This window comes from Dactylosporangium sp. CA-152071, from assembly GCF_050936335.1.
Taxonomy (GTDB): domain Bacteria; phylum Actinomycetota; class Actinomycetes; order Mycobacteriales; family Micromonosporaceae; genus Dactylosporangium; species Dactylosporangium maewongense.
Genome location: NZ_JBNJMZ010000001.1, coordinates 5820916 through 5838276, shown reverse-complemented (window position 1 = coordinate 5838276; position 17361 = coordinate 5820916). Strand labels below are relative to the sequence as shown.

Annotated in this window: 19 protein-coding genes, 1 tRNA gene and 1 riboswitch; of the genes, 10 read left to right on the top strand and 10 right to left on the bottom strand. The window is 68.1% G+C overall.

Annotated features, from left to right (window positions below; all coding sequences use genetic code 11):
* Window positions 1-4: 4 nt before the first annotated feature.
* The 3 genes from ACQEVZ_RS26150 to ACQEVZ_RS26140 all read right to left on the bottom strand — a co-directional run bounded on the left by ACQEVZ_RS26150 (window position 5) and on the right by ACQEVZ_RS26140 (window position 2250).
* Window positions 5-307: a hypothetical protein gene (locus ACQEVZ_RS26150; protein WP_363393510.1), complete on the bottom strand. Its 303-nt coding sequence runs from the start codon at window positions 305-307 to the stop codon at window positions 5-7.
* Between the two features lie 4 nt (window positions 308-311).
* A complete protein-coding gene (locus tag ACQEVZ_RS26145) occupies window positions 312-1361 on the bottom strand; it encodes a class E sortase (protein ID WP_433371053.1) in 1050 nt (349 codons plus the stop codon).
* Window positions 1362-1440: 79 nt separating this feature from the next.
* Window positions 1441-2250, bottom strand: a complete 810-nt coding sequence (locus ACQEVZ_RS26140) for a DUF881 domain-containing protein (RefSeq protein ID WP_344508389.1) — start codon at window positions 2248-2250, stop codon at window positions 1441-1443.
* Window positions 2251-2380: 130 nt separating this feature from the next.
* Between ACQEVZ_RS26140 and ACQEVZ_RS26135 the strand changes: the two genes are divergently transcribed.
* Together ACQEVZ_RS26135 and ACQEVZ_RS26130 are read left to right on the top strand one after the other, a co-directional pair.
* On the top strand, window positions 2381-2665 hold the full coding sequence (locus ACQEVZ_RS26135) for a cell division protein CrgA (RefSeq protein ID WP_360568745.1): 285 nt from the start codon (window positions 2381-2383) through the stop codon (window positions 2663-2665).
* A 204-nt stretch (window positions 2666-2869) separates the two neighbouring features.
* Entirely contained in the window at window positions 2870-5017 is a 2148-nt protein-coding gene (locus ACQEVZ_RS26130) for a (Fe-S)-binding protein (RefSeq protein ID WP_433371048.1), read from the top strand.
* 39 nt (window positions 5018-5056) lie between these two features.
* Here the strand turns inward: ACQEVZ_RS26130 and ACQEVZ_RS26125 are convergent, their stop codons facing one another.
* Complete coding sequence (locus tag ACQEVZ_RS26125; RefSeq protein WP_344508383.1) at window positions 5057-5290, bottom strand: hypothetical protein; 234 nt, start codon at window positions 5288-5290, stop codon at window positions 5057-5059.
* Window positions 5291-5470: 180 nt separating this feature from the next.
* Here ACQEVZ_RS26125 and ACQEVZ_RS26120 point away from each other — a divergent pair, with 180 nt between their 5' ends.
* The 4 genes from ACQEVZ_RS26120 (at window position 5471) to ACQEVZ_RS26105 (ending at window position 9884) form a co-directional block, all read left to right on the top strand.
* Complete coding sequence (locus ACQEVZ_RS26120) at window positions 5471-6799, top strand: hemolysin family protein (protein ID WP_344508381.1); 1329 nt, start codon at window positions 5471-5473, stop codon at window positions 6797-6799.
* Window positions 6792-7805, top strand: a complete 1014-nt coding sequence (locus ACQEVZ_RS26115) for a hemolysin family protein (protein WP_344508379.1) — start codon at window positions 6792-6794, stop codon at window positions 7803-7805. The genes ACQEVZ_RS26120 and ACQEVZ_RS26115 overlap by 8 nt, the downstream gene beginning before the upstream one ends.
* A 275-nt stretch (window positions 7806-8080) precedes the next feature.
* Window positions 8081-8674: a LamG-like jellyroll fold domain-containing protein gene (locus ACQEVZ_RS26110; RefSeq protein ID WP_354889608.1), complete on the top strand. Its 594-nt coding sequence runs from the start codon at window positions 8081-8083 to the stop codon at window positions 8672-8674.
* A 96-nt stretch (window positions 8675-8770) separates the two neighbouring features.
* A riboswitch (cyclic di-AMP (ydaO/yuaA leader) is annotated at window positions 8771-8903 on the top strand.
* A gap of 9 nt (window positions 8904-8912) precedes the next feature.
* Window positions 8913-9884 carry a C40 family peptidase gene (locus ACQEVZ_RS26105; RefSeq protein ID WP_344508375.1) on the top strand — a complete coding sequence of 324 codons (972 nt, stop codon included), beginning with the start codon at window positions 8913-8915 and terminating at the stop codon, window positions 9882-9884.
* 25 nt (window positions 9885-9909) lie between these two features.
* On the opposite strand, the gene dcd is transcribed toward ACQEVZ_RS26105, so the two are convergent.
* Together dcd and ACQEVZ_RS26095 are read right to left on the bottom strand one after the other, a co-directional pair.
* A complete protein-coding gene (dcd, locus tag ACQEVZ_RS26100) occupies window positions 9910-10488 on the bottom strand; it encodes a dCTP deaminase (protein WP_344508373.1) in 579 nt (192 codons plus the stop codon).
* A 9-nt stretch (window positions 10489-10497) separates the two neighbouring features.
* Window positions 10498-10953 carry a MarR family winged helix-turn-helix transcriptional regulator gene (locus ACQEVZ_RS26095; RefSeq protein ID WP_344508371.1) on the bottom strand — a complete coding sequence of 152 codons (456 nt, stop codon included), beginning with the start codon at window positions 10951-10953 and terminating at the stop codon, window positions 10498-10500.
* A gap of 66 nt (window positions 10954-11019) precedes the next feature.
* Between ACQEVZ_RS26095 and ACQEVZ_RS26090 the strand changes: the two genes are divergently transcribed.
* The gene (locus tag ACQEVZ_RS26090; protein ID WP_344508369.1) at window positions 11020-11526 is read left to right on the top strand and encodes a pyridoxamine 5'-phosphate oxidase; all 507 of its coding nucleotides are present in this window, start codon (window positions 11020-11022) and stop codon (window positions 11524-11526) included.
* Window positions 11527-11535: 9 nt separating this feature from the next.
* Window positions 11536-11609: transfer RNA gene (locus ACQEVZ_RS26085), tRNA-Gly, on the top strand.
* Between the two features lie 120 nt (window positions 11610-11729).
* Here the strand turns inward: ACQEVZ_RS26085 and ACQEVZ_RS26080 are convergent.
* Window positions 11730-12020, bottom strand: coding sequence for a helix-turn-helix domain-containing protein (locus tag ACQEVZ_RS26080; RefSeq protein ID WP_203849401.1), 291 nt, complete (start codon window positions 12018-12020; stop codon window positions 11730-11732).
* Between the two features lie 25 nt (window positions 12021-12045).
* The gene (locus ACQEVZ_RS26075; RefSeq protein WP_433371040.1) at window positions 12046-12417 is read right to left on the bottom strand and encodes a type II toxin-antitoxin system RelE/ParE family toxin; all 372 of its coding nucleotides are present in this window, start codon (window positions 12415-12417) and stop codon (window positions 12046-12048) included.
* Window positions 12418-12828: 411 nt separating this feature from the next.
* Between ACQEVZ_RS26075 and ACQEVZ_RS26070 the strand changes: the two genes are divergently transcribed.
* A complete protein-coding gene (locus ACQEVZ_RS26070; protein WP_433371037.1) occupies window positions 12829-13182 on the top strand; it encodes a type II toxin-antitoxin system RelE/ParE family toxin in 354 nt (117 codons plus the stop codon).
* 38 nt (window positions 13183-13220) lie between these two features.
* Window positions 13221-13478, top strand: a complete 258-nt coding sequence (locus ACQEVZ_RS26065; RefSeq protein ID WP_344508335.1) for a helix-turn-helix domain-containing protein — start codon at window positions 13221-13223, stop codon at window positions 13476-13478.
* A gap of 39 nt (window positions 13479-13517) precedes the next feature.
* Here ACQEVZ_RS26065 and ACQEVZ_RS26060 read toward each other — a convergent pair whose 3' ends face one another.
* The gene (locus ACQEVZ_RS26060; RefSeq protein ID WP_433371034.1) at window positions 13518-14201 is read right to left on the bottom strand and encodes a nucleotidyl transferase AbiEii/AbiGii toxin family protein; all 684 of its coding nucleotides are present in this window, start codon (window positions 14199-14201) and stop codon (window positions 13518-13520) included.
* A 686-nt stretch (window positions 14202-14887) separates the two neighbouring features.
* Window positions 14888-16876: a S8 family serine peptidase gene (locus ACQEVZ_RS26055; RefSeq protein WP_433371031.1), complete on the bottom strand. Its 1989-nt coding sequence runs from the start codon at window positions 16874-16876 to the stop codon at window positions 14888-14890.
* Between the last annotated feature and the right edge of the window lie 485 nt (window positions 16877-17361).

The window sequence follows — 17361 nt, the reverse complement described above, 5'->3', positions numbered from 1 at the left end:
TCACCTAGCTCGGTAGGACCTGCGGGGCTGACGGCGTCTTCGTGGGCAGCTTCGACGGCTGCTTGGAAGGCTGCGTCGACGACTGTGTCGACGGCCGTTGCGACGGGTCTGTGCTCGGCTGCTGCAGTTGTCCGCCGTCCTGGTCGGTGGTCTCGACCTGGACGTCGTCGAACGGCAGGATCGGCTCGACCGCCGGGAAGACCTTGTACCACAGCAGCGCCCCGAGCGCACCGATCAGGATCACCGAGACCAGCGACTTGAGCTGCCATTGCTTGAACGGGATGTGCCGCCAGATCCATCCGTACACGCGGCTATCCCTTCAGCTCGGCGGGGTCGCCGGCGGAGACGGGCTGGGACCGGTCGAGCTTCGCGTGCACGACGAGCCGCTGGTAGTTGTTGAACTTCGGGTTGCAGGTCGTCATGGTCAGCAGCGCCTCGGTGGGGGCCGCCCCGGGCTTGCCCGGCACGGGCGCGACGACCTGGACCGCCGTGGGCAGCACGATCTCGTGGCCGATCACGCGGTAGACATACCAGGTGTCCTGGGTCTTGATGACCACCGGATCGTTGGGCTTGAGCTGGTCGAGGTCCCACCAGATCGCCGGCGTGCGGTGCCCGGCCATCGAGAAGTTGCCGATCTGGCCCGGCAGCGCGGTGTCCGGGTAGTGCCCCGGCGCGTAGCGGATGTCGGCGGCGGTCACGCCCTGCACGACGGCCCACTTCTTCTTGAGCCGCGGGATGTGGACGGAGGCGATCACCGCCCCGTTGGCGGGCTTGGCGACCGGGGCCGGTGGTCCGGACGGCGACACGGTCGGGTCGGGCTCCGGGTGGGACCACTGCTGCTCCAGCTGGCGGTTGAGCTCGTCCTGGTGCGCCTCGACGATCGCCGACTTGCCCCAGACCTCGTAGCCGGCGAAGAGCAGCACGATGAGGCCGAACGTGATGAGCAGCTCGCCGGTGCCCCGGCTGACCGCCCGCACGACCGTGCCGAACGTGGTCCTCGTGTATTCGGAGTACACGCTGCGATAACCCTCCTGGGTGCGGACCGGCCGCAACGGCACGACCTTGACACCCTTTTCGGCGTCAGGCTCCGTAGTCGCTTCCGGTTCATCCTGGGGGGTGGCTTTTGGGGTTGTTTCCGCCGTTGCGGGGACCTTCGGCAGCACCGTGGTGGCGTCGGCCGCTCCCGGCGGCCCGCTGTGCTCGGTGAACTTCGGGATGTAGGCAGTGGCGTCCGCCGGTCCCGCCGTGGCGGTCTCGGCGGCGTCCATCGGCGGGCGGTCGTCCCGGATGCGGGGGATCATCCGGGTCGCGATGTCGTCCTGGTCGAGGGCGCGATGCCGGGGACGGTGTGCGTCGCTCATGCCGCCGCCTTCCGCGTCGGCCTGAGCCAAGCTGCGTTCATGGTTCGCGGCTCCTCGCTCCGCTGCGCCCCGCTCATGGTCAGGACCCAGTCGTCGCCGACCGGAGCGCGGTGGAGCCGTCGTAGGCCTTCGCCCGCACGTCTGCCTCCATCCGCACCTGGTAGCCCAGACCGAAGTTGTCCGCGGCGTTCCTGAACAGCGCAACCCCCTCCGTGTCGTCGAGGGAGCGCTGGAGGCGCACCTGGTCACCGATCGCGGCGATCTCGAACGGGGGCGAATACACCTGACCGTCGAGCAGCAGCGTGTTGCCAACGCAGCGTACCGCGCTCGTGGCGATGACCCGGACTCCCATGAGCGTCATCGCCTCGGCGCCGCCGGCCCACAACGCGTTGACCACGGCCTGTACGTCCTGCTGGTGGACCACGAGGTCGTCCGGACGGGCACCCGCCGGGCGGCTGCCGTCGGGCCGTCTGGGGGCGTCGTCGAGCACGACCACGAGCCCCGGGCCGTGCACAGCGGTCAGCCCGGCGCCGGCCAGCTGGCTCTCGCCGCGGCGGCGTTGCTCGCCGACGGCGCCGTCCGCGCCCTCCTGGCTCTGCTGCTGCGCCTCGATCTCGCCGCGCAGCCGGGCGGCCCGGGCGCGGGCCGTGGCGATTTCCTGTTTTCTTCCAGCGATCAGGTTGGTCAGCTCGGGGCGCCGGTCGTCGCGCAGGTCTGTGCCGCCCGCGGTCGCAGCCGTCAGCGAGAAGAGCAGCCCGGCCGCCGCGAACACCAGCGGAGTCGCCGCTGACCAGCCGAAACGCTGACCCTTGCGGGGGTGCGGCAGCATAGCGCGGCCGAGCCGGCGCAGGGCGCGGGCCCATGAGGAATCGCCTGATGTGTACTCCACCACGACCCCTCCCCCCGGACGCGTGCCGACTTGACTACGCTAGACGTAGAACATTATTCAGGCCGACGCTGGCGGAGGTGGCGGCGTCACGTGGATAGTGTTGGCCAGACGACCCCTCCAGGAGAGCGCCGTGCCGAAGTCGACAGTTCGTAAGAAGAAGGTGTACACGCCGCCGGCGGAGTTGCGCCCACAGGAGACGGTGGCCGCCAAGCGCCGTCCGAGCCCGGTCTGGGTGCCGATCCTCGCGGTGAGTCTCATCGTGATCGGCATCGGGTGGCTGGTGACGTACTACCTGACGCAGGGCTTCTTCGACGTGGAAGCGTTCTCCGCCGTGGCCAAGCTGCAGTACTGGAACCTGGCCATCGGGTTCGGGTTCCTCGTGGCCTCGCTCGGCGTCCTGTCCAAGTGGCGCTGATCTAGTCCCCTGCTCCGTCACAGCCCCTTCGGTGCGTTCGCGCGCCGAGGGGGCATTTGGCGCTATTCCGTCACAACTTGCGGCGTCGTCTGTGGTGTCGCTCCCGCGCGTCATAGCGTGTGCTGCGACAAACTTCACGTTACTCATGAGTAACCAAGGGGACTAAGGTCTCCTGAAGGACCAGCGGCGTGGGAGGCAAACGGCATGGGCCCAGTGCAGATCATCGCGACCAGTGTCGCGGCGGTGATCACCGTCGTGGCCATCGTGCTCGTCGTGCGCACCGTGCGCCGGATGCTCTCCGTGGTGCGGCTGGGTCAACCCGACCCGTCCCGGAGCGGCCCGCGCGGCCTGCGCCTCAAGACGATGCTCGCCGAGACCCTGGGGCACACCAGGATGCTGCGGTGGACCGTGGTCGGCGCCGCGCACTGGTTCGTCATGATCGCCTTCATGGCGCTGTCGTCGCTGGTGCTGGAGGCGTACTTCGAGGTCGCCGACCCGGACCACGGCCTGCCGCTGATCGGCGCCTGGAACGTCTACGGCCTGGTCACCGAGTGGATCGGCGTGCTCGGCTTCATCGGCATCCTGGTCCTGATCGGCATCCGCCTGCGCAACCTGCCGGGCAACCCCAACCGCCGCTCCCGCTTCACCGGCTCGACGATGTGGCAGGCGTACTACGTCGAGTACACGATCCTCGCCGTCCTGCTCTGCGGCTTCTTCATCCGCGGCTTCAAGGCCGCCAACGACACGCTCGAGTGGCCGGTGTGGGCCGCGCCGGTCAGCCACGGCCTCGGCGCCGTGCTGCCCGCCAGCGCCGCCGCCGTCAGCCTCATCGCGATGCTGAAGATCGTCGTCTCGATGACGTGGGTCATCGTGATCGCCAGCAACATCACGATGGGCGTCGCCTGGCACCGCTTCCTGGCGTTCTTCAACATCTACTTCAAGCGCGAGCCGGGCCGCGCCGGCTCGGGCCTGCGCGCCCTGCGGCCGATGATGAGCGAGGGCAAGCCGCTCGACTTCGAGGAGGCCGACCCGGACAAGGACCAGTTCGGCGTCGCGCAGGTCGAGCAGTTCACGTGGAAGGGCATCCTCGACTTCTCCACCTGCACCGAGTGCGGGCGGTGCCAGTCGCAGTGCCCGGCCTGGAACACCGGCAAGCCGCTCTCGCCGAAGCTGCTGATCCTGAGCCTGCGCGACCACGCCTACGCGAAGGCGCCCTACCTGCTGGCGGGCGGCCCGTCGGCGGCCGAGGAGGCGCTCGCCAAGGTCGACGTCCTCGCCCTCGCGGAGAAGGACCGCCCGCTGATCGGCGGCGTCGACGAGAACGGCGTCATCGACCCCGACGTGCTGTGGTCGTGCACCACCTGCGGCGCCTGCGTCGAGCAGTGCCCGGTCGACATCGAGCACGTCGACCACATCGTCGACATGCGTCGCTACCAGGTGCTCATCGAGTCGAACTTCCCGACCGAGGCGGGCGTCATGCTCCGCAACCTCGAGAACAAGGGCAACCCGTGGGGCGCCGCCCAGTCGACCCGCGAGGACTGGACCAAGGGTCTGGACTTCACGGTGCCCAACGTGGCCGACGGCGGCGACTTCGAGTACCTGTTCTGGGTCGGCTGCGCCGGCGCCTTCGAGGACCGCGCGAAGAAGACGACCCGCGCCGTCGCCACCCTGCTCAACGAGGCGGGCGTGTCGTTCGCGATCCTCGGCCAGGGCGAGACCTGCACCGGCGACCCGGCCCGCCGCATCGGCAACGAGTTCGTCTTCCAGATGCTCGCGCAGCAGAACGTCGAGACGCTCAACGAGGCCGGCGTCAAGAAGATCGTCGCGACCTGCCCGCACTGCTTCAACACCCTCGCCAACGAGTACGGCCAGCTCGGCGGCCACTTCGAGGTCATCCACCACACGCAGCTGCTGGCGCAGCTGGTCTCGGCCGGCAAGCTCACCCCGGTGCAGCCGGTCGACGGCGCCATCACCTACCACGACCCGTGCTACCTGGGCCGGCACAACCGCGTCTTCGCCCCGCCGCGCGAGGTGCTCGGCGCGGTCGCGTCCTCCCGGGACGACGCCGGCCTGGTCGAGATGGACCGCTTCGCCGAGCGCTCGTTCTGCTGCGGCGCCGGTGGGGCGCGCATGTGGATGGAGGAGCGGATCGGCAAGCGCATCAACGTCGAGCGCGTCGAGGAGGCGCTGTCGACCGGTGCGAAGACGGTGGCCGTGTCCTGCCCGTTCTGCCTGACGATGCTCGGCGACGGGGTCACGGGCAAGAAGGCCGCGGGCGCCGCCCCTGACGACGTCGAGGTCGTGGACGTGGCGTCGGTGCTGCTTCGGTCGCTGTCGTCCAACAATTCTTGACAAATCGGACTTTTCGCTCTAGTTTGCTGAGGGACGGGGTCAGCGCTGCCCGATGACGTTCATCGCCATCGCCAGCGCTACCAGTACCGCCGCCGCCGTCGCGATCACGCGAAGGCCTCGCAGGCTCTCCGACCACGCTGCCTTGCGCGCGCCCGGGACCAGCGCCTTTGTGCGCGAGTAGTCCAGCCGCGCGCGCTTGGCCTTGGTGTTGGCGCTGCCGGCGGCGAACCCCGCGACGACTGCTATGAAGACACCGATCAGTGCCGCTCCCATACCGCCCTCCTTGGGTCGTTTTCACAGCATCGAGGCTGCTTCGGGGTGCGAGAAGTCCCCGAAAGAGGGAGGGTGATCTACGCCTCTCGATACGGGTGACATTCGAGCGGGCCGCCGTCGGCGGAGCGTGGGTTCACGTGGAACAATCGGCTGTCACCTCGAAGGGATCGTCGCGCGCGCGTGTTCACCACCCTGTTGCCCCTGCTGGCCTTCGCGCTGCTCACCGCGGCGAACGCGGGCTTCGTCGCGGCCGAGTTCGCCCTGGTCACGGTCGACCGGGCGGAGATCGAACAGCAGGCCGCCAGCGGCGACCGCAAGGCACGCACCGTCCGGGTCGCGCTGCGTGAGCTGTCCTTCCAGCTGTCCGGCGCGCAGCTCGGCATCACCATCACCGCCCTGCTCGCCGGCTACCTCGCCGAGCCGGCCCTGGCGCACATCTTCGAGCCGCTGCTGAAGCCGGTGTTCGGCACCATGACCAAGGGCGCCGCCCACGTCGCGGCGCTGATCCTGGCGACCCTGCTGTCGATGCTCTTCGGCGAGCTCGTGCCGAAGAACGCCGCGCTCGCCAAGCCGATGCCGGTGGCCAGGGCGACCGCCGGGCCGCAGCGGATGTTCTCCAAGCTGTTCTCCTGGCTGATCAGCCTGCTCAACGGCTCCGCCAACTGGATCGTCCGCCGGTTCGGCGTCGAGCCGCAGGAGGAGCTCGCCAGCGCCCGCTCGCCGGAGGAGCTCGGCCTGCTCGCGGCGATCTCGGCCCGCGCCGGCGCCCTGCCGCGGGAGACCGCGGTGCTGCTGCAGCGCACGATCCGCTTCGGCGACAAGCGCGCCGCCGAGGCGATGACCCCGCGCGTCGACGTCATCTCGCTGCGCGCCGACGCCACGGTCGCCGACCTGCTCGCCACGTCGGTGCAGACCGGGTACAGCCGCTTCCCCATCTACGTGCAGACGCTGGACCAGGTCACCGGCGTCGTGACGGTCACCGACGCGCTCGGGGTGCCGCCGGTGCGCAGGCCCACGACGAGGGTCGGCGCGGTCGCGCGGGAGCCGGTGTTCGTGCCGGAGAGCCTCGACCTCGACGGCGTCCTGCAGGCGCTGCGCCGCGGCGGCTCCGACTTCGCGATCGTCGTCGACGAGTACGGCGGCACCGACGGCGTCGTCACCGTCGAGGACCTGGTCGAGGAGCTCGTCGGCGAGATCGTCGACGAGCACGACATCGAGGAGGAGCCGACCACCGCGCACGGCATGCCCGACCTGACCGCCCCCGGCGACGAGCGCACGCTGCTCGTCGACGGCGTGCTGCGCGAGGACGAGCTGGCCGAGGTGACCGGCTTCCGGATGCCCGAGGGCCCGTACGAGACGCTCGCCGGCTTCCTGATGGCCCGCCTGGGCCGGATCCCCTCCGTCGGGGAGATCTGGAAGGAAGAGGGCTGGGAGTTCACCGTCGTGGAGGTCGAGCGGCGCCGGATCGAGCAGGTGCGTGTCGTGCGCCCGGAGGCCTACGATGAGTGACCTGCTGATCACGGTACTGCTGCTGCTCGGCAACGCCTTCTTCGTCGCGAGCGAGTTCGCGCTGATCGCGTCGCGGCGCACGGTGATCGAGCCGATGGCCGCGACGTCCCGCCGGGCCCGCACCGCGCTGCGGGCGATGGGCGAGATCCCGCTGATGATCGCGGGCGCCCAGCTCGGCGTCACGATCTGCTCCCTCGGTCTCGGCGCCCTGGCCGAGCCGGCGCTCGCGCACGGGCTGCAGGGGCCGTTCGAGGCGCTGCACGTGCCCCACCAGCTGATCCATCCGGTGGCGTTCGTCCTGGCGCTCGGCGTGGTCGTGTTCGCGCACACCGTCATCGGCGAGATGGTCCCGAAGAACCTGACCCTGGCGTCGCCCGAGCGGGCGGTGCTGTGGCTCGGGCCGCCCATGCTGGCGTTCTGCATGGTGTTCAAGCCGGTCCTGGTCGCCATGAAGTGGGCGTCCCGGGTGATCCTGTCGCTGTGGCGGATCGAGACGACCGGCTCGGTCAAGACCGTCTTCACCGCCGAGGAGCTCGCCGGCCTGGCCGCGCAGGCCACCACGGAGGGCCTGCTGGCGCCGGAGGAGCACGCCCGCATCACCGGCGCGCTCGCGCTGAGCCGGCGCACGGCCCGCGACGCGCTCCGGCTCTGGTCAGAGATCACGACCGTGGCGGAGGACGTGTCGCCGGCGTCGCTGGAGGTCCTCGCGACCCGGACCAACCGGTCGCGGTTTCCCGTCGTGGAGCGGTCGTCGCGGCGGGTGCTGGGTTTCGTGCACGTCAAGGACGTGCTCGGGTTCGTCGGCCCGCAGCGGCGGGCACCGATCCCGCTCGACCTGATCCGCCCGCTCGGCATCGTGCCACCGACCAGGACCCTTGCCGAGCTGCTGCTGGCGATGCGCCGGGAGCGGCAGCACATCGTGCTGGTGAGCGACGGCCGGGTGCCGATCGGCGTGGTCACCCTCGACGACGTGCTCACCGCGGTCGTCGGGCAATCCGTCCCCTGATCGTGTTCAGCCGGGATTTTGTCTCCCGGATTTCGGCATAATGTCCGGTTATGCGTACGTGGCTCCTCCTCCTGGCTGCGCTCGTGCCTCTCGCCGGCTGCGCTTCCCCCACGCGACAGCAACCTCATGAGTCCGCGCCGTCGGCCCGGCCCTCGCCCGGGCACGCCACGGTGTCCGGGGCTGCCCCCTCTTCCCCGGCCGCGCCCTCGCTCGTCGCCGCCGCGCCTTCGGCCACGGCCCTGCGGTACAGCTTCGACAGCGGGATCACGGGACCGGTGCTGGACGGCGCGGGCCGGCTCCCGCTGCGGGTCCGCAGGGCCGGCGGCCAGCTGTCGACCGTGCCGCACAACGGCGGACTCGCGGTGCGATTTCCCCAGCCGTGTGAGCACTACGGTGCGGAGAGTTGCGCACGCGCCATCCTGCAGAGCGGCCCCGCTGAATTCCTCAATCCAGGCCAGGAAGCGTTCTCGTATGGCGCGAGCGTGCTCGTCGCGCCCAATGAGACTTCCAAAGGCGCCAATGTTCTGCAAAAAGGGTTCTCGGTCGGTGACAGTCAGTTCAAGTTGCAGGTGGACGGCGCCGCGGGGCGCCCCAGTTGCGTGATTGTCGGCGTGGGTGGATCTACTATTTACGTAGCCCTCGCATCGCTTAGCGTGGCTGACGGGCGATGGCACCGGATCGAGTGTTCGCGCAGTGACGCCCTGCTCACGGTGGCCGTGGACGGTCAACCCAGGGGTCGGGCGGCCATTCCTCCGTCACTGTCCATAGTGAACGCGGATCCACTCTGTATTGGCGGTAAGGGAACCAGTGCGAACAACGACCAGTTCGCCGGTGCAATTGATGATGTGTTCATCACTCGGGCGCCCTGACTTTTCGGTTAAATCGGACACCCGCTTGCTCCTCTGGGTCACTCGCCATACCGTAAATTCCGGTCGGATGGATGTCCGCGCCCACCACGGGTGCGCCAGACGGCACCGCCGAGTCGATTTTTGAACCGGGGACCCACCTGCGTCATCGGGGTGAATCCGCGATCTGCGGTAGGACGACCTTCCCGTCCGAACCCGTCAGCTAACCCGGTAGGCGGCTGGAAGAAGGAGTGCCCCCTCGATGCGGCCCAACCGTCTGGTTCGGCTCCTCGTTGCCACGCTCGGCTGTCTCTCGCTCGTCGTCGGAGTCACCGGACTCGCTCACGCCGACCCGACGCCCGCCGAGCTCGAAGCGCAGATCGACAAGAAGTGGAATGAAGTCGAGCCCATCATCGAGCAGCACAACCAGCTCAAGGGCGAGCTGAAGGCCAACCTGGCGAAGCAGGCGCAGCTGAAGAGCCAGATCGACCCGCTGCAGGCGCAGGTCGACAACGCGCTGCTGCGGGTGAGTGCGTTCTCGGTCCTGCAGTACAAGACCGGGCGGGTCTCCAGCTTCAACGCGCTGATGACGACCGGCTCGCCGGACACCTTCGCCGAGCAGCTCGTCATGCTGAACATGCTGGCCAAGGACGAGGCCGAGGGCATCAAGGACGTCATGGACAGCAAGAAGGTCCTCGACGACCAGAAGAAGCCGCTCGACGAGCTGATCGCCAAGCAGAAGGCCGCCGAGGCGGAGATGGCGACGAAGGAAACCACCATCAACGCCGAGATCAAGACGCTCAACGACATGCGCACGAAGGCGTATGGCTCCAGTGGCGCGACCGGCGAGCTGCGCCCCGTCGCCTGCCCCGTCGAATACTCCGGTGGCGACGCCGCGAAGGCCGCGCAGGTCGCCTGCCAGCAGATCGGCAAGAAGTACGTGTGGGCGGCCGAGGGCCCCAACACCTTCGACTGCTCGGGCCTCACGCTCTACGCCTGGAAGCAGGCCGGCCACACGCTGCGGCACTACACCAAGTGGCAGTACTCGGACACCAAGCGCGTCAGCAGAGCCGATCTCAAGGCCGGCGACCTGGTCTTCTTCTACAGCGACATGCACCACATGGGGATGTACGTCGGCGGCGGCTGGATGGTCCACGCCCCGACCACCGGCGACGTGGTCCGCATGAAGAAGATCGACACCGCACCGATCTCCGGGTACGGCAGAGTGGCTTAGGGCTTCGGGACCTGGCCGCCGGCGTTCACGTCGTCGGCCAGGTCCGCCAGTTCTGGTGGGAGCGGCTCGCCGTCGGGCCGCGCTGGCCCTGGTACCGGGAGCCGTACACCGCGGACCCGTACGGGTGCTCCGACGGCGAGGACAGCCGGAAGATGCACAGCTGCCCGATCTTCATCCCCGGCCAGAGCATGATCGGCAGATTGGCCACGTTGGACAGCTCGAGCGTCACGTGTCCGGAGAACCCCGGGTCGATGAACCCCGCGGTCGAGTGCGTCAGCAGCCCGAGCCGCCCCAGGCTCGACTTGCCCTCCAGCCGGCCCGCGAGCTGATCGCCGAGGCTGATCACCTCCAGCGTCGAGGCGAGCACGAACTCCCCGGGGTGCAGCACGAACGGCTGGCCGTCGTCGACCTCCACCATCGCGGTGAGGTCGTCCTGCTGGATCGCCGGGTCGATGTGGGTGTACAGGTGGTTGTTGAACACCCTGAACCACCGGTCGAGCCGCACGTCGATGCTCGACGGCTGGACCAGGTCCTTGTCGAACGGCTCGAGCCGCAACTGGCCGTCGGCGAGCTCTTTGGTCAGGTCACGGTCGGAGAGCAGCACGTCCTGACCCTATGTGGTTTGGTTCGTGGCTTTCGCGGTGGCCCCTCGGACTGCCTCGATGACCCGCTTCGTGGCTTCCAGATCGTGCTCGTCGAACTCCGCGAGCGCCTCCCGGATGTGTTGCCCGAGCGGCGCGAAGAACTCCTGCGCCAAGGCCTTCGCCGGCGGCTGCATCACGAGGTGTACGCGACGCCGGTCCTCCATGTCGTGCCGCCGCTCGACGTGCCCGGCCTTCTCCAACCGGTCCAGCAACGCGGTCGTCGCCGCCGGGCTCAGCCGCAGTGTCCTGGCCAGCTCCCCGGGCGTCAGCGGCTGCTGCTCCTCCGTCGCCCGCCAGATGTACGCCACGGCGTTCATGTCCGTGCGGTGCAGCCCGTGCCGGCGGGTGAACACCTCCAGGAACCGGTCGGCCTCGAGGTTGAACTTCCTCAGCAGGTCGATCAGCTCGCCGCTCGCATCACCCACAGGGTCATTGTCCTTCATTCGTGGAATCACACACTTTTCGTACACGTGTACGAGTAAATTGGAGGCATGGCGACGTGGGCTGAATTCTCCGCGGCCGAGCCTTTGCTGGCGACGGCCATCCGCACCCTGATCTGCCAGTACGGCCCCGGCATGGGCTACCTGGCCACCATCCGCCCCGACGGAGGTCCCCGCGTCCACCCCGTGATGCCCGTCATCACCGACGAAGGCCTCTACTGCTTCATCCTCCCCTCCCCGAAGCGCCACGACCTCGACCGCGACGGCCGCTATGCGCTGCACAGCTTCCCCGCCGAGGACACCTCCGACGAGGCGTACCTCTCAGGCCGCGCCGCCCCCGTCATGGATCCCCTGGTCGTGGCCTCCCTGGCCCTCCAGATGCGAGCCGCGCAACGCGTGGACTGGAAGCTCTACGCCCTCACCATCGAGGTAGCGATGATCGTCCAACGCGACTCCCCCCTCACCTCCACCAAGACCCTCTGGCGCGACCGCTTACCCCGACTTCCCAAAGCCCGCCGGAATGGTCCGTGCACGGCGGCCGCGGATTCGGTACAGTAGGCGTCGCTCGCGGGTGTAGTTCAATGGCAGAACATCAGCTTCCCAAGCTGACAGTGAGGGTTCGATTCCCTTCACCCGCTCCACGACGAAGGCCCTGGTCAGGACGGAAGTCCAGCCAGGGCCTCGTGCATGTCCGGTCACTCGGAACCCGCTGCGGGCCATTAGCGTGCCATTAGCCCGATTGTCAGCCGTCCTGATGCGACTCAGGCGGCAGCGTCGCGGTGAGGCTTGAAGGTGATGTCGAGCTCCGCGTCGAGTGCTGCTGCGAGTCTGGCCAGCAGCGGCACGGTAGGCGTGGCGCCGCCCGATTCCAGGCGTGACAGTTGCGGCTGGGTCATGCCGGCGCGCTCGGCGAGTTCGCCTTGGGTGAGGCCGAGTTCGGTGCGACGGTCGTAGACCATCTGGCCGAGCAGGAGCGCTGCCCGTGCCTCCTCGTAGGCGGAGTTGTGCTGCTCGGCGCCGGTGCGCTCCCAGCGAGAGTGACGTGCCGTCATGGCCCTTCCGCCCTTCCGTTGTGCTTCATTGCCATTTTCGCTCGAAGATCTCGGTCGCCGGCGCATGGTCCTCATGGCCCAGTTCGCACGTCTGCTGAGCGGCGATTGCCCGCATGACCTCAGCGCGTTCGACCTGGCGGGACTTGCGAAACACGGTCAGCAGCACCACCCGGGTCTGTGGCGCGAGCCAGTAACTGATGCGGACGGCCGACCTGTCGAGGTGGAATCTCAGCTCACGTGTCTTGCCGCCGAGATGGCGTGAGTAGGGTTCGCCGAGCGTCTCGGCGCGCTCGGCGAGGATGTCGGCCATCGCTTCGACTTTGGCGTACTCCGTGAGCCGCAAGGATTCGAGCCAGTCGCGCACTTCTGGCTCCAGCTCGATGATGTAGCGTCTCACTCTTCGAACGATATACCGTTCTTGGTATATCGCCAAGCTGTGTCCGGGCCATTAGCGGGCCATTCGCCCAGGCGACGGCTGGCCGCTCCAGGCCGGTTGCCGCAGGTGTGACCTGGTGGTCCGTGTGTCTGGTCAGGGGCACCTGTACGGTTCCCAAGCTGACAGTGAGGGTTCGATTCCCTTCACCCGCTCGGACCTGAGGGCCCTCTGTTCGCGGAATGCGCGAACCGGGGGCCCTCGCCATACCCGCCTGGGGTCCCGAACCCCAGACCCCACGATCTGTGGGCCTCGCCGTCGTGGTTGCTACGCACCAAGCACCCTCACTCTCCGCCGGCTGGCGCCTGCCCGGCGATGAGGCGAAGGCGGGTTCGGGATGACAGGGTCGTGTTGGCTCCCTATAGCATCGATGCTATGGCCTGGGGTACCGTCGAGTTGGAGCCTGAAGTTCAGGAGTGGCTCGAAGAGTTGGCGACCGCACAGTTCGCGCGGGTGGCCTTCTACATCGACCTGCTGGCGAATGAGGGACCGCTGCTGGGTGAGCCGTATACGAAGCAGTTGGATGGCAAGCTTCGTGAGCTGCGGTTTCATCTGGAGCGTGACGCCGTGCGGATCACGTACTGGATCGCGTCGGGGGAGCGAATCATTCTCCTCACGGTGTTCCGGAAGACCCGCGACCGCGAGACCAGTGAGGTCAAGCGGGCCCAGCGGGCGCTGGCGCGATGCGTCGCGGAGATGCACACCGTCGAAGAGGGAGACAGGGAATGAGCAGTCGCGGCGACTGGAGTGAGCTGCGGAGTCGGCGTATGGCTGAGCCCGGCGCAGCAGAGGCTTACGAGTCGACGAAGCTTGCGTTCGAGCTGGGTCGGGCGGTCCGTGAGCTCCGCGAGCGCCGCGGTTGGAGCCAGACCGAGCTGGCGGAGGCGGCCTCCATGACGCAGTCCGCGATCGCACGCTTCGAAGCCGGCGGGACCGTGCCGACGCTGCCGGTCCTCGAACGTCTGGCGCGAGCGCTCGACGTCGAGCTGGCGGTTGGTTTCCAAGCCAGGCCTGACGCGGCATGACCAACTCGGCGTGCCATTAGCGTGCCATCGCGGCGACTGTCAGCTGTCCTGTGACGGCTGCTGCGAATGCTCAGCATGGTCATCGAGCAGTTGCTGGCGCCAGTCGGCGAAGCGGGCCCGCATGGTGATGAGGTGGTCAGCGTCGGCACCGTAGAAGGCGAACCGTCTGTCTGGGTAGCGCTCCAGCATGGCGAAGAGGTCGGCAAGAATCTGACGGTCGAAGCCGGCATCGGCCTGCTCGGCGAGTTCGCACAGGTGTTGGCAGGTGTAGAGGCCTGACGTGATCGCGGCATCAACGTCGAGGAAGTCGCGCGGTTCGGCTCTGGTGAAGAGGGCAGACATCTTGCCGGCGACGACATCGTCGCGGTGCAGGACCGGGCCGATGTCCATCTGCACAGGTGGCTGTGCACGCCAGTTGGCGGCGAGTTCGACCTTGTAAGGGTGCCCAGGTTCAGCAGGGTCGGTGACTGCGAGCCGCGCGAACGTCTCGAACTGCTGAGTGATCTCGACGGCGTAACCATGCTCGGCGTAGGCGCCGACGACTGCGTCGACCGCGACGGTGAAGTCGTCCCGACGTTCCCAGGCGGTGAACAGGTCGACGTCTTCGCTCGGGCGGTGCAGGATGCCATGTGCCTGGACGGCGTATCCGCCGGCCAACGCGAATCCGTACTGCGCGGCTACCTGAAGCCCAAGTTCGGCCAGCCGAAGGTGAACGGGTTCCACTTAGCCGGCCATCGTTGCCGGCGGCGCGCTCAGTTCGGGGAATCGAGCCTGCCAGAGTGCACGCAACCGACCTGGTAGCCAAAGCTCGTGCCATACCTGGCGGAGCGTTTGCTCATTGAGCCATCGACCCAGCTCGCCAGCGGTGCCAGCCTGATTCAGGACCGTCTGGTACAGCACCTGAAGGTCGCCGGGATCGTCAAGGTCGTATCGCCCGTCGCCGGACCAGTCGAGTCGCTGGTCCAGGGTGATGACGCCAGTAGTTGGTCCACGAAGCTCGGTGAGGCTTGCAGGGATCACGTAGTGTCGCTGCTCCGCGTACGACGAGCCGGGCGGTGCGACTCTTCCAGCCATGAGGACTTCCTCCCGTCCGTACCTCACAGATGGTACGACCGTCCTCCGCCTCAGGAGAGGTAGCGCGGATGAGGCCATCGTCGGGACCTGGTGCGCGTACCTTTAGCGTGCCATTACGGCAGGCCCGTTGGGGGCGCTCCAGACCGCTCCGGACGGTTCGGACAAGCGCCCCACCCGGGACTACTCAGGCTGCCTGTCCAGTTCCCAAGCTGACAGTGAGGGTTCGATTCCCTTCACCCGCTCGGACCTGGGGCCCTCTGTTCGCGGAAAGCGCGATTGTGGGCGAATGGCTGCGGCCCGGAAGCGGGTGCTTCCGGGCCGCAGGTGGGGGATTGTCAGGTGAACATGAAGGTTGCGGTGTGGGTGGTGCCGTCGATCAGGGTGACGATCAGCTGGCCGCACGTCTTTGCCTGGGTTTTCTGGGTCTTCCAGACGTAGTTGTACTGGTCGGCTGCCGCGTCGTAGGTCAGTGAGCTTGAACCCGCCGTCACCGTCGTCTCGACCGGGTCCTGCGGGGCGGACGTGTTGCACGCCACCGTCTGCAGGGTGGGGGCGCCGCCGGTGAAGATGTTCAGGCCCTGGTTGCCGGAGAGGCCGAACTTCACCGGGATCGCGCTGCCGGCCTTCACGACGTTGAGCTTGTCGACGTTGATCGGCGAGCTGAAGTCGTGCCAGCCGTACACCACCTGGTAGGTGACGCTGACCGGCGCGGCCGTGTTGCCGGCGCGGTCACGGCCATCGGTGCAGGTGGCGGTGAAGTAGCCGACCTTCGGGCCGCCGGTGACGGACAGGGTCGCGGACTTCGCCACGCCGCTGCCCGCGTCGGTCGTCGTGCAGCCGGGGGTGACGGACACGCCCAGCGTGACCTGCTGGCCCTGGGTGACGCCGGTGACCGCCACGGTGGGCGCGGTGACGTCCTCGGCCTCGGTGACGGCCTTGTACGCGTTGACCAGCCCGTGTCCGAAGAAGCCGTTGACGTTCGGGTTCGCGGGGTCGACCTTGCACCGGCCCTGGGTGAAGTCGGTGCCGGAGGTGGGGCAGGCCAGCGGGATCGCCTGCTTGCGCAGGAGCTCCGCGATGTAGTCCGGGGTCGCACCCGGGTGCTTGGAAACCAGCAGCGCGGCGACGCCCGCAACGTGCGGCGACGCCATCGAGGTGCCCGAGAGCGTGCGGTAGCTGCTGACCCCGGTCGAGGGGGACGTGGAGTAGATGCTCGAGCCGGGTGCGGTCACGTCCACGGCCCCGAGGCCGAAGCTCGAGAAGGACGACCGCGCCGGCTGCGTGGTCAGGCCCGCGGCCCACGGCCCGACGGCCGTCGCGGGGACGGTCGGCTGGGTCGTGGAGGAGACCGTCACCACGCCGGGCAGCTCGGCCGGCAGGTCGAGGCAGCTCGGGTCGAGCGTGCGGCGCACCGGGTTGGTGTCGTCGGGGCTCGTCGTGTCCACCGTCTTGTTGGCGAGGTCCTGGTTCTCGTTGCCCGCCGCCGCCACGTTGAGGATGCCGTGCGCGGTGGTGTAGTCCACCGCGCGGCGGACCGCCTCGACGACCGGCGCCTGGTCGGACTGGCTCTCGCACCAGTACAGCCACGGGTCGATGTAGTAGCTGTTGTTCGTGACCTGGATGCCGTGCTCGGCCGCCCAGACGAAGCCGCAGATCGCGTACTCCGGGTAGATGAAGCCGTCGGAGTTGACCACCTTGATGGAGGCCAGCTTCACGCCGGGCGCGACGCCGACGATGCCGACGCCGTTCTTCGCCGAGGCGATGGTCCCGGCCACGTGCGTGCCGTGGTAGTCGGCGGTCAGGCTGGTGGGCCGCCACGCACCCGGCGTCGTGTCGGGAGCGCCGGTGCCGACGCAGTTGACGGACTTCGACTGGTCCACCACCGGTGCGAGGTCCTGGTGGTTGGCGTCGATGCCGTCGTCGAGCACACCGACCGTGACGGTGGGGCTGCCGAGGTTGGCCTCGTGCGCCGCACGCGCGCCGATGAGGACCATGTCGCTCTGCCGCGTCGCGTTCTCCATCGCGTCCGGCGTGTAGGCGTCCACGGCCTCGACGGCCTCGGTGTCCTCGGTCATGGCGGGCAGGGCCGCGGTCCGGGTCGCGCCCACGGAGAGGACGGCGTCGCCGGTGGCGGCGCCCTTCACCGCCTGGACGAACGAGGGGTTCGTGGAGCGTGCGATGACCACGCCGATCTGGGCGTACGACACCGTCACCGTGCCGCCGGCCGCGGTGACGGCGGCGGCGACGTCCGCCGTCCGATCCTTGTTCACCGCGTTGACGACGTAGCTGAGGTTAGGGCCGGTGGTTTCGGCCGCCGCGGCCATTGGCGCGATTGTTGCGCCCACCACGACGGTTGTTGCCGCTGTTGCGGCAAACAGGGCATACCTGGGTAACCGGGATTTCAATCCTGGCCTCCTGCGAAACGGGGGGTGACCCCGTGTTGTGATAGGGGTTCGGTGATCGTATTTGTGTCGTCAGACAAATTTCACTCGTCTGTACGGCGGATGGTCATTACCGCTCGGAAACGCCTATTTCCGCGAGCGCGCCCGAGCGCGCCTGAGCGCGACACAGTGGCATTTCTGTCATTGCAATAAACATGCGAAAAGCTACTTGTCGAAATGCGACATGGCTTTCGCACCCAGCACTGAACCGCACGATGCGGCGTCACCGGATCCCGAACGGGCGCATCGTTGCTGGTCAGTGGCGTCCCGGGGCAGTGACCGGGGTGAACACTCATGAGTGCGAAACCTTGACGACATCGGAGCGAAACCCAATACTGCTGACGGGTGATATTCCATTCGATAGTGAA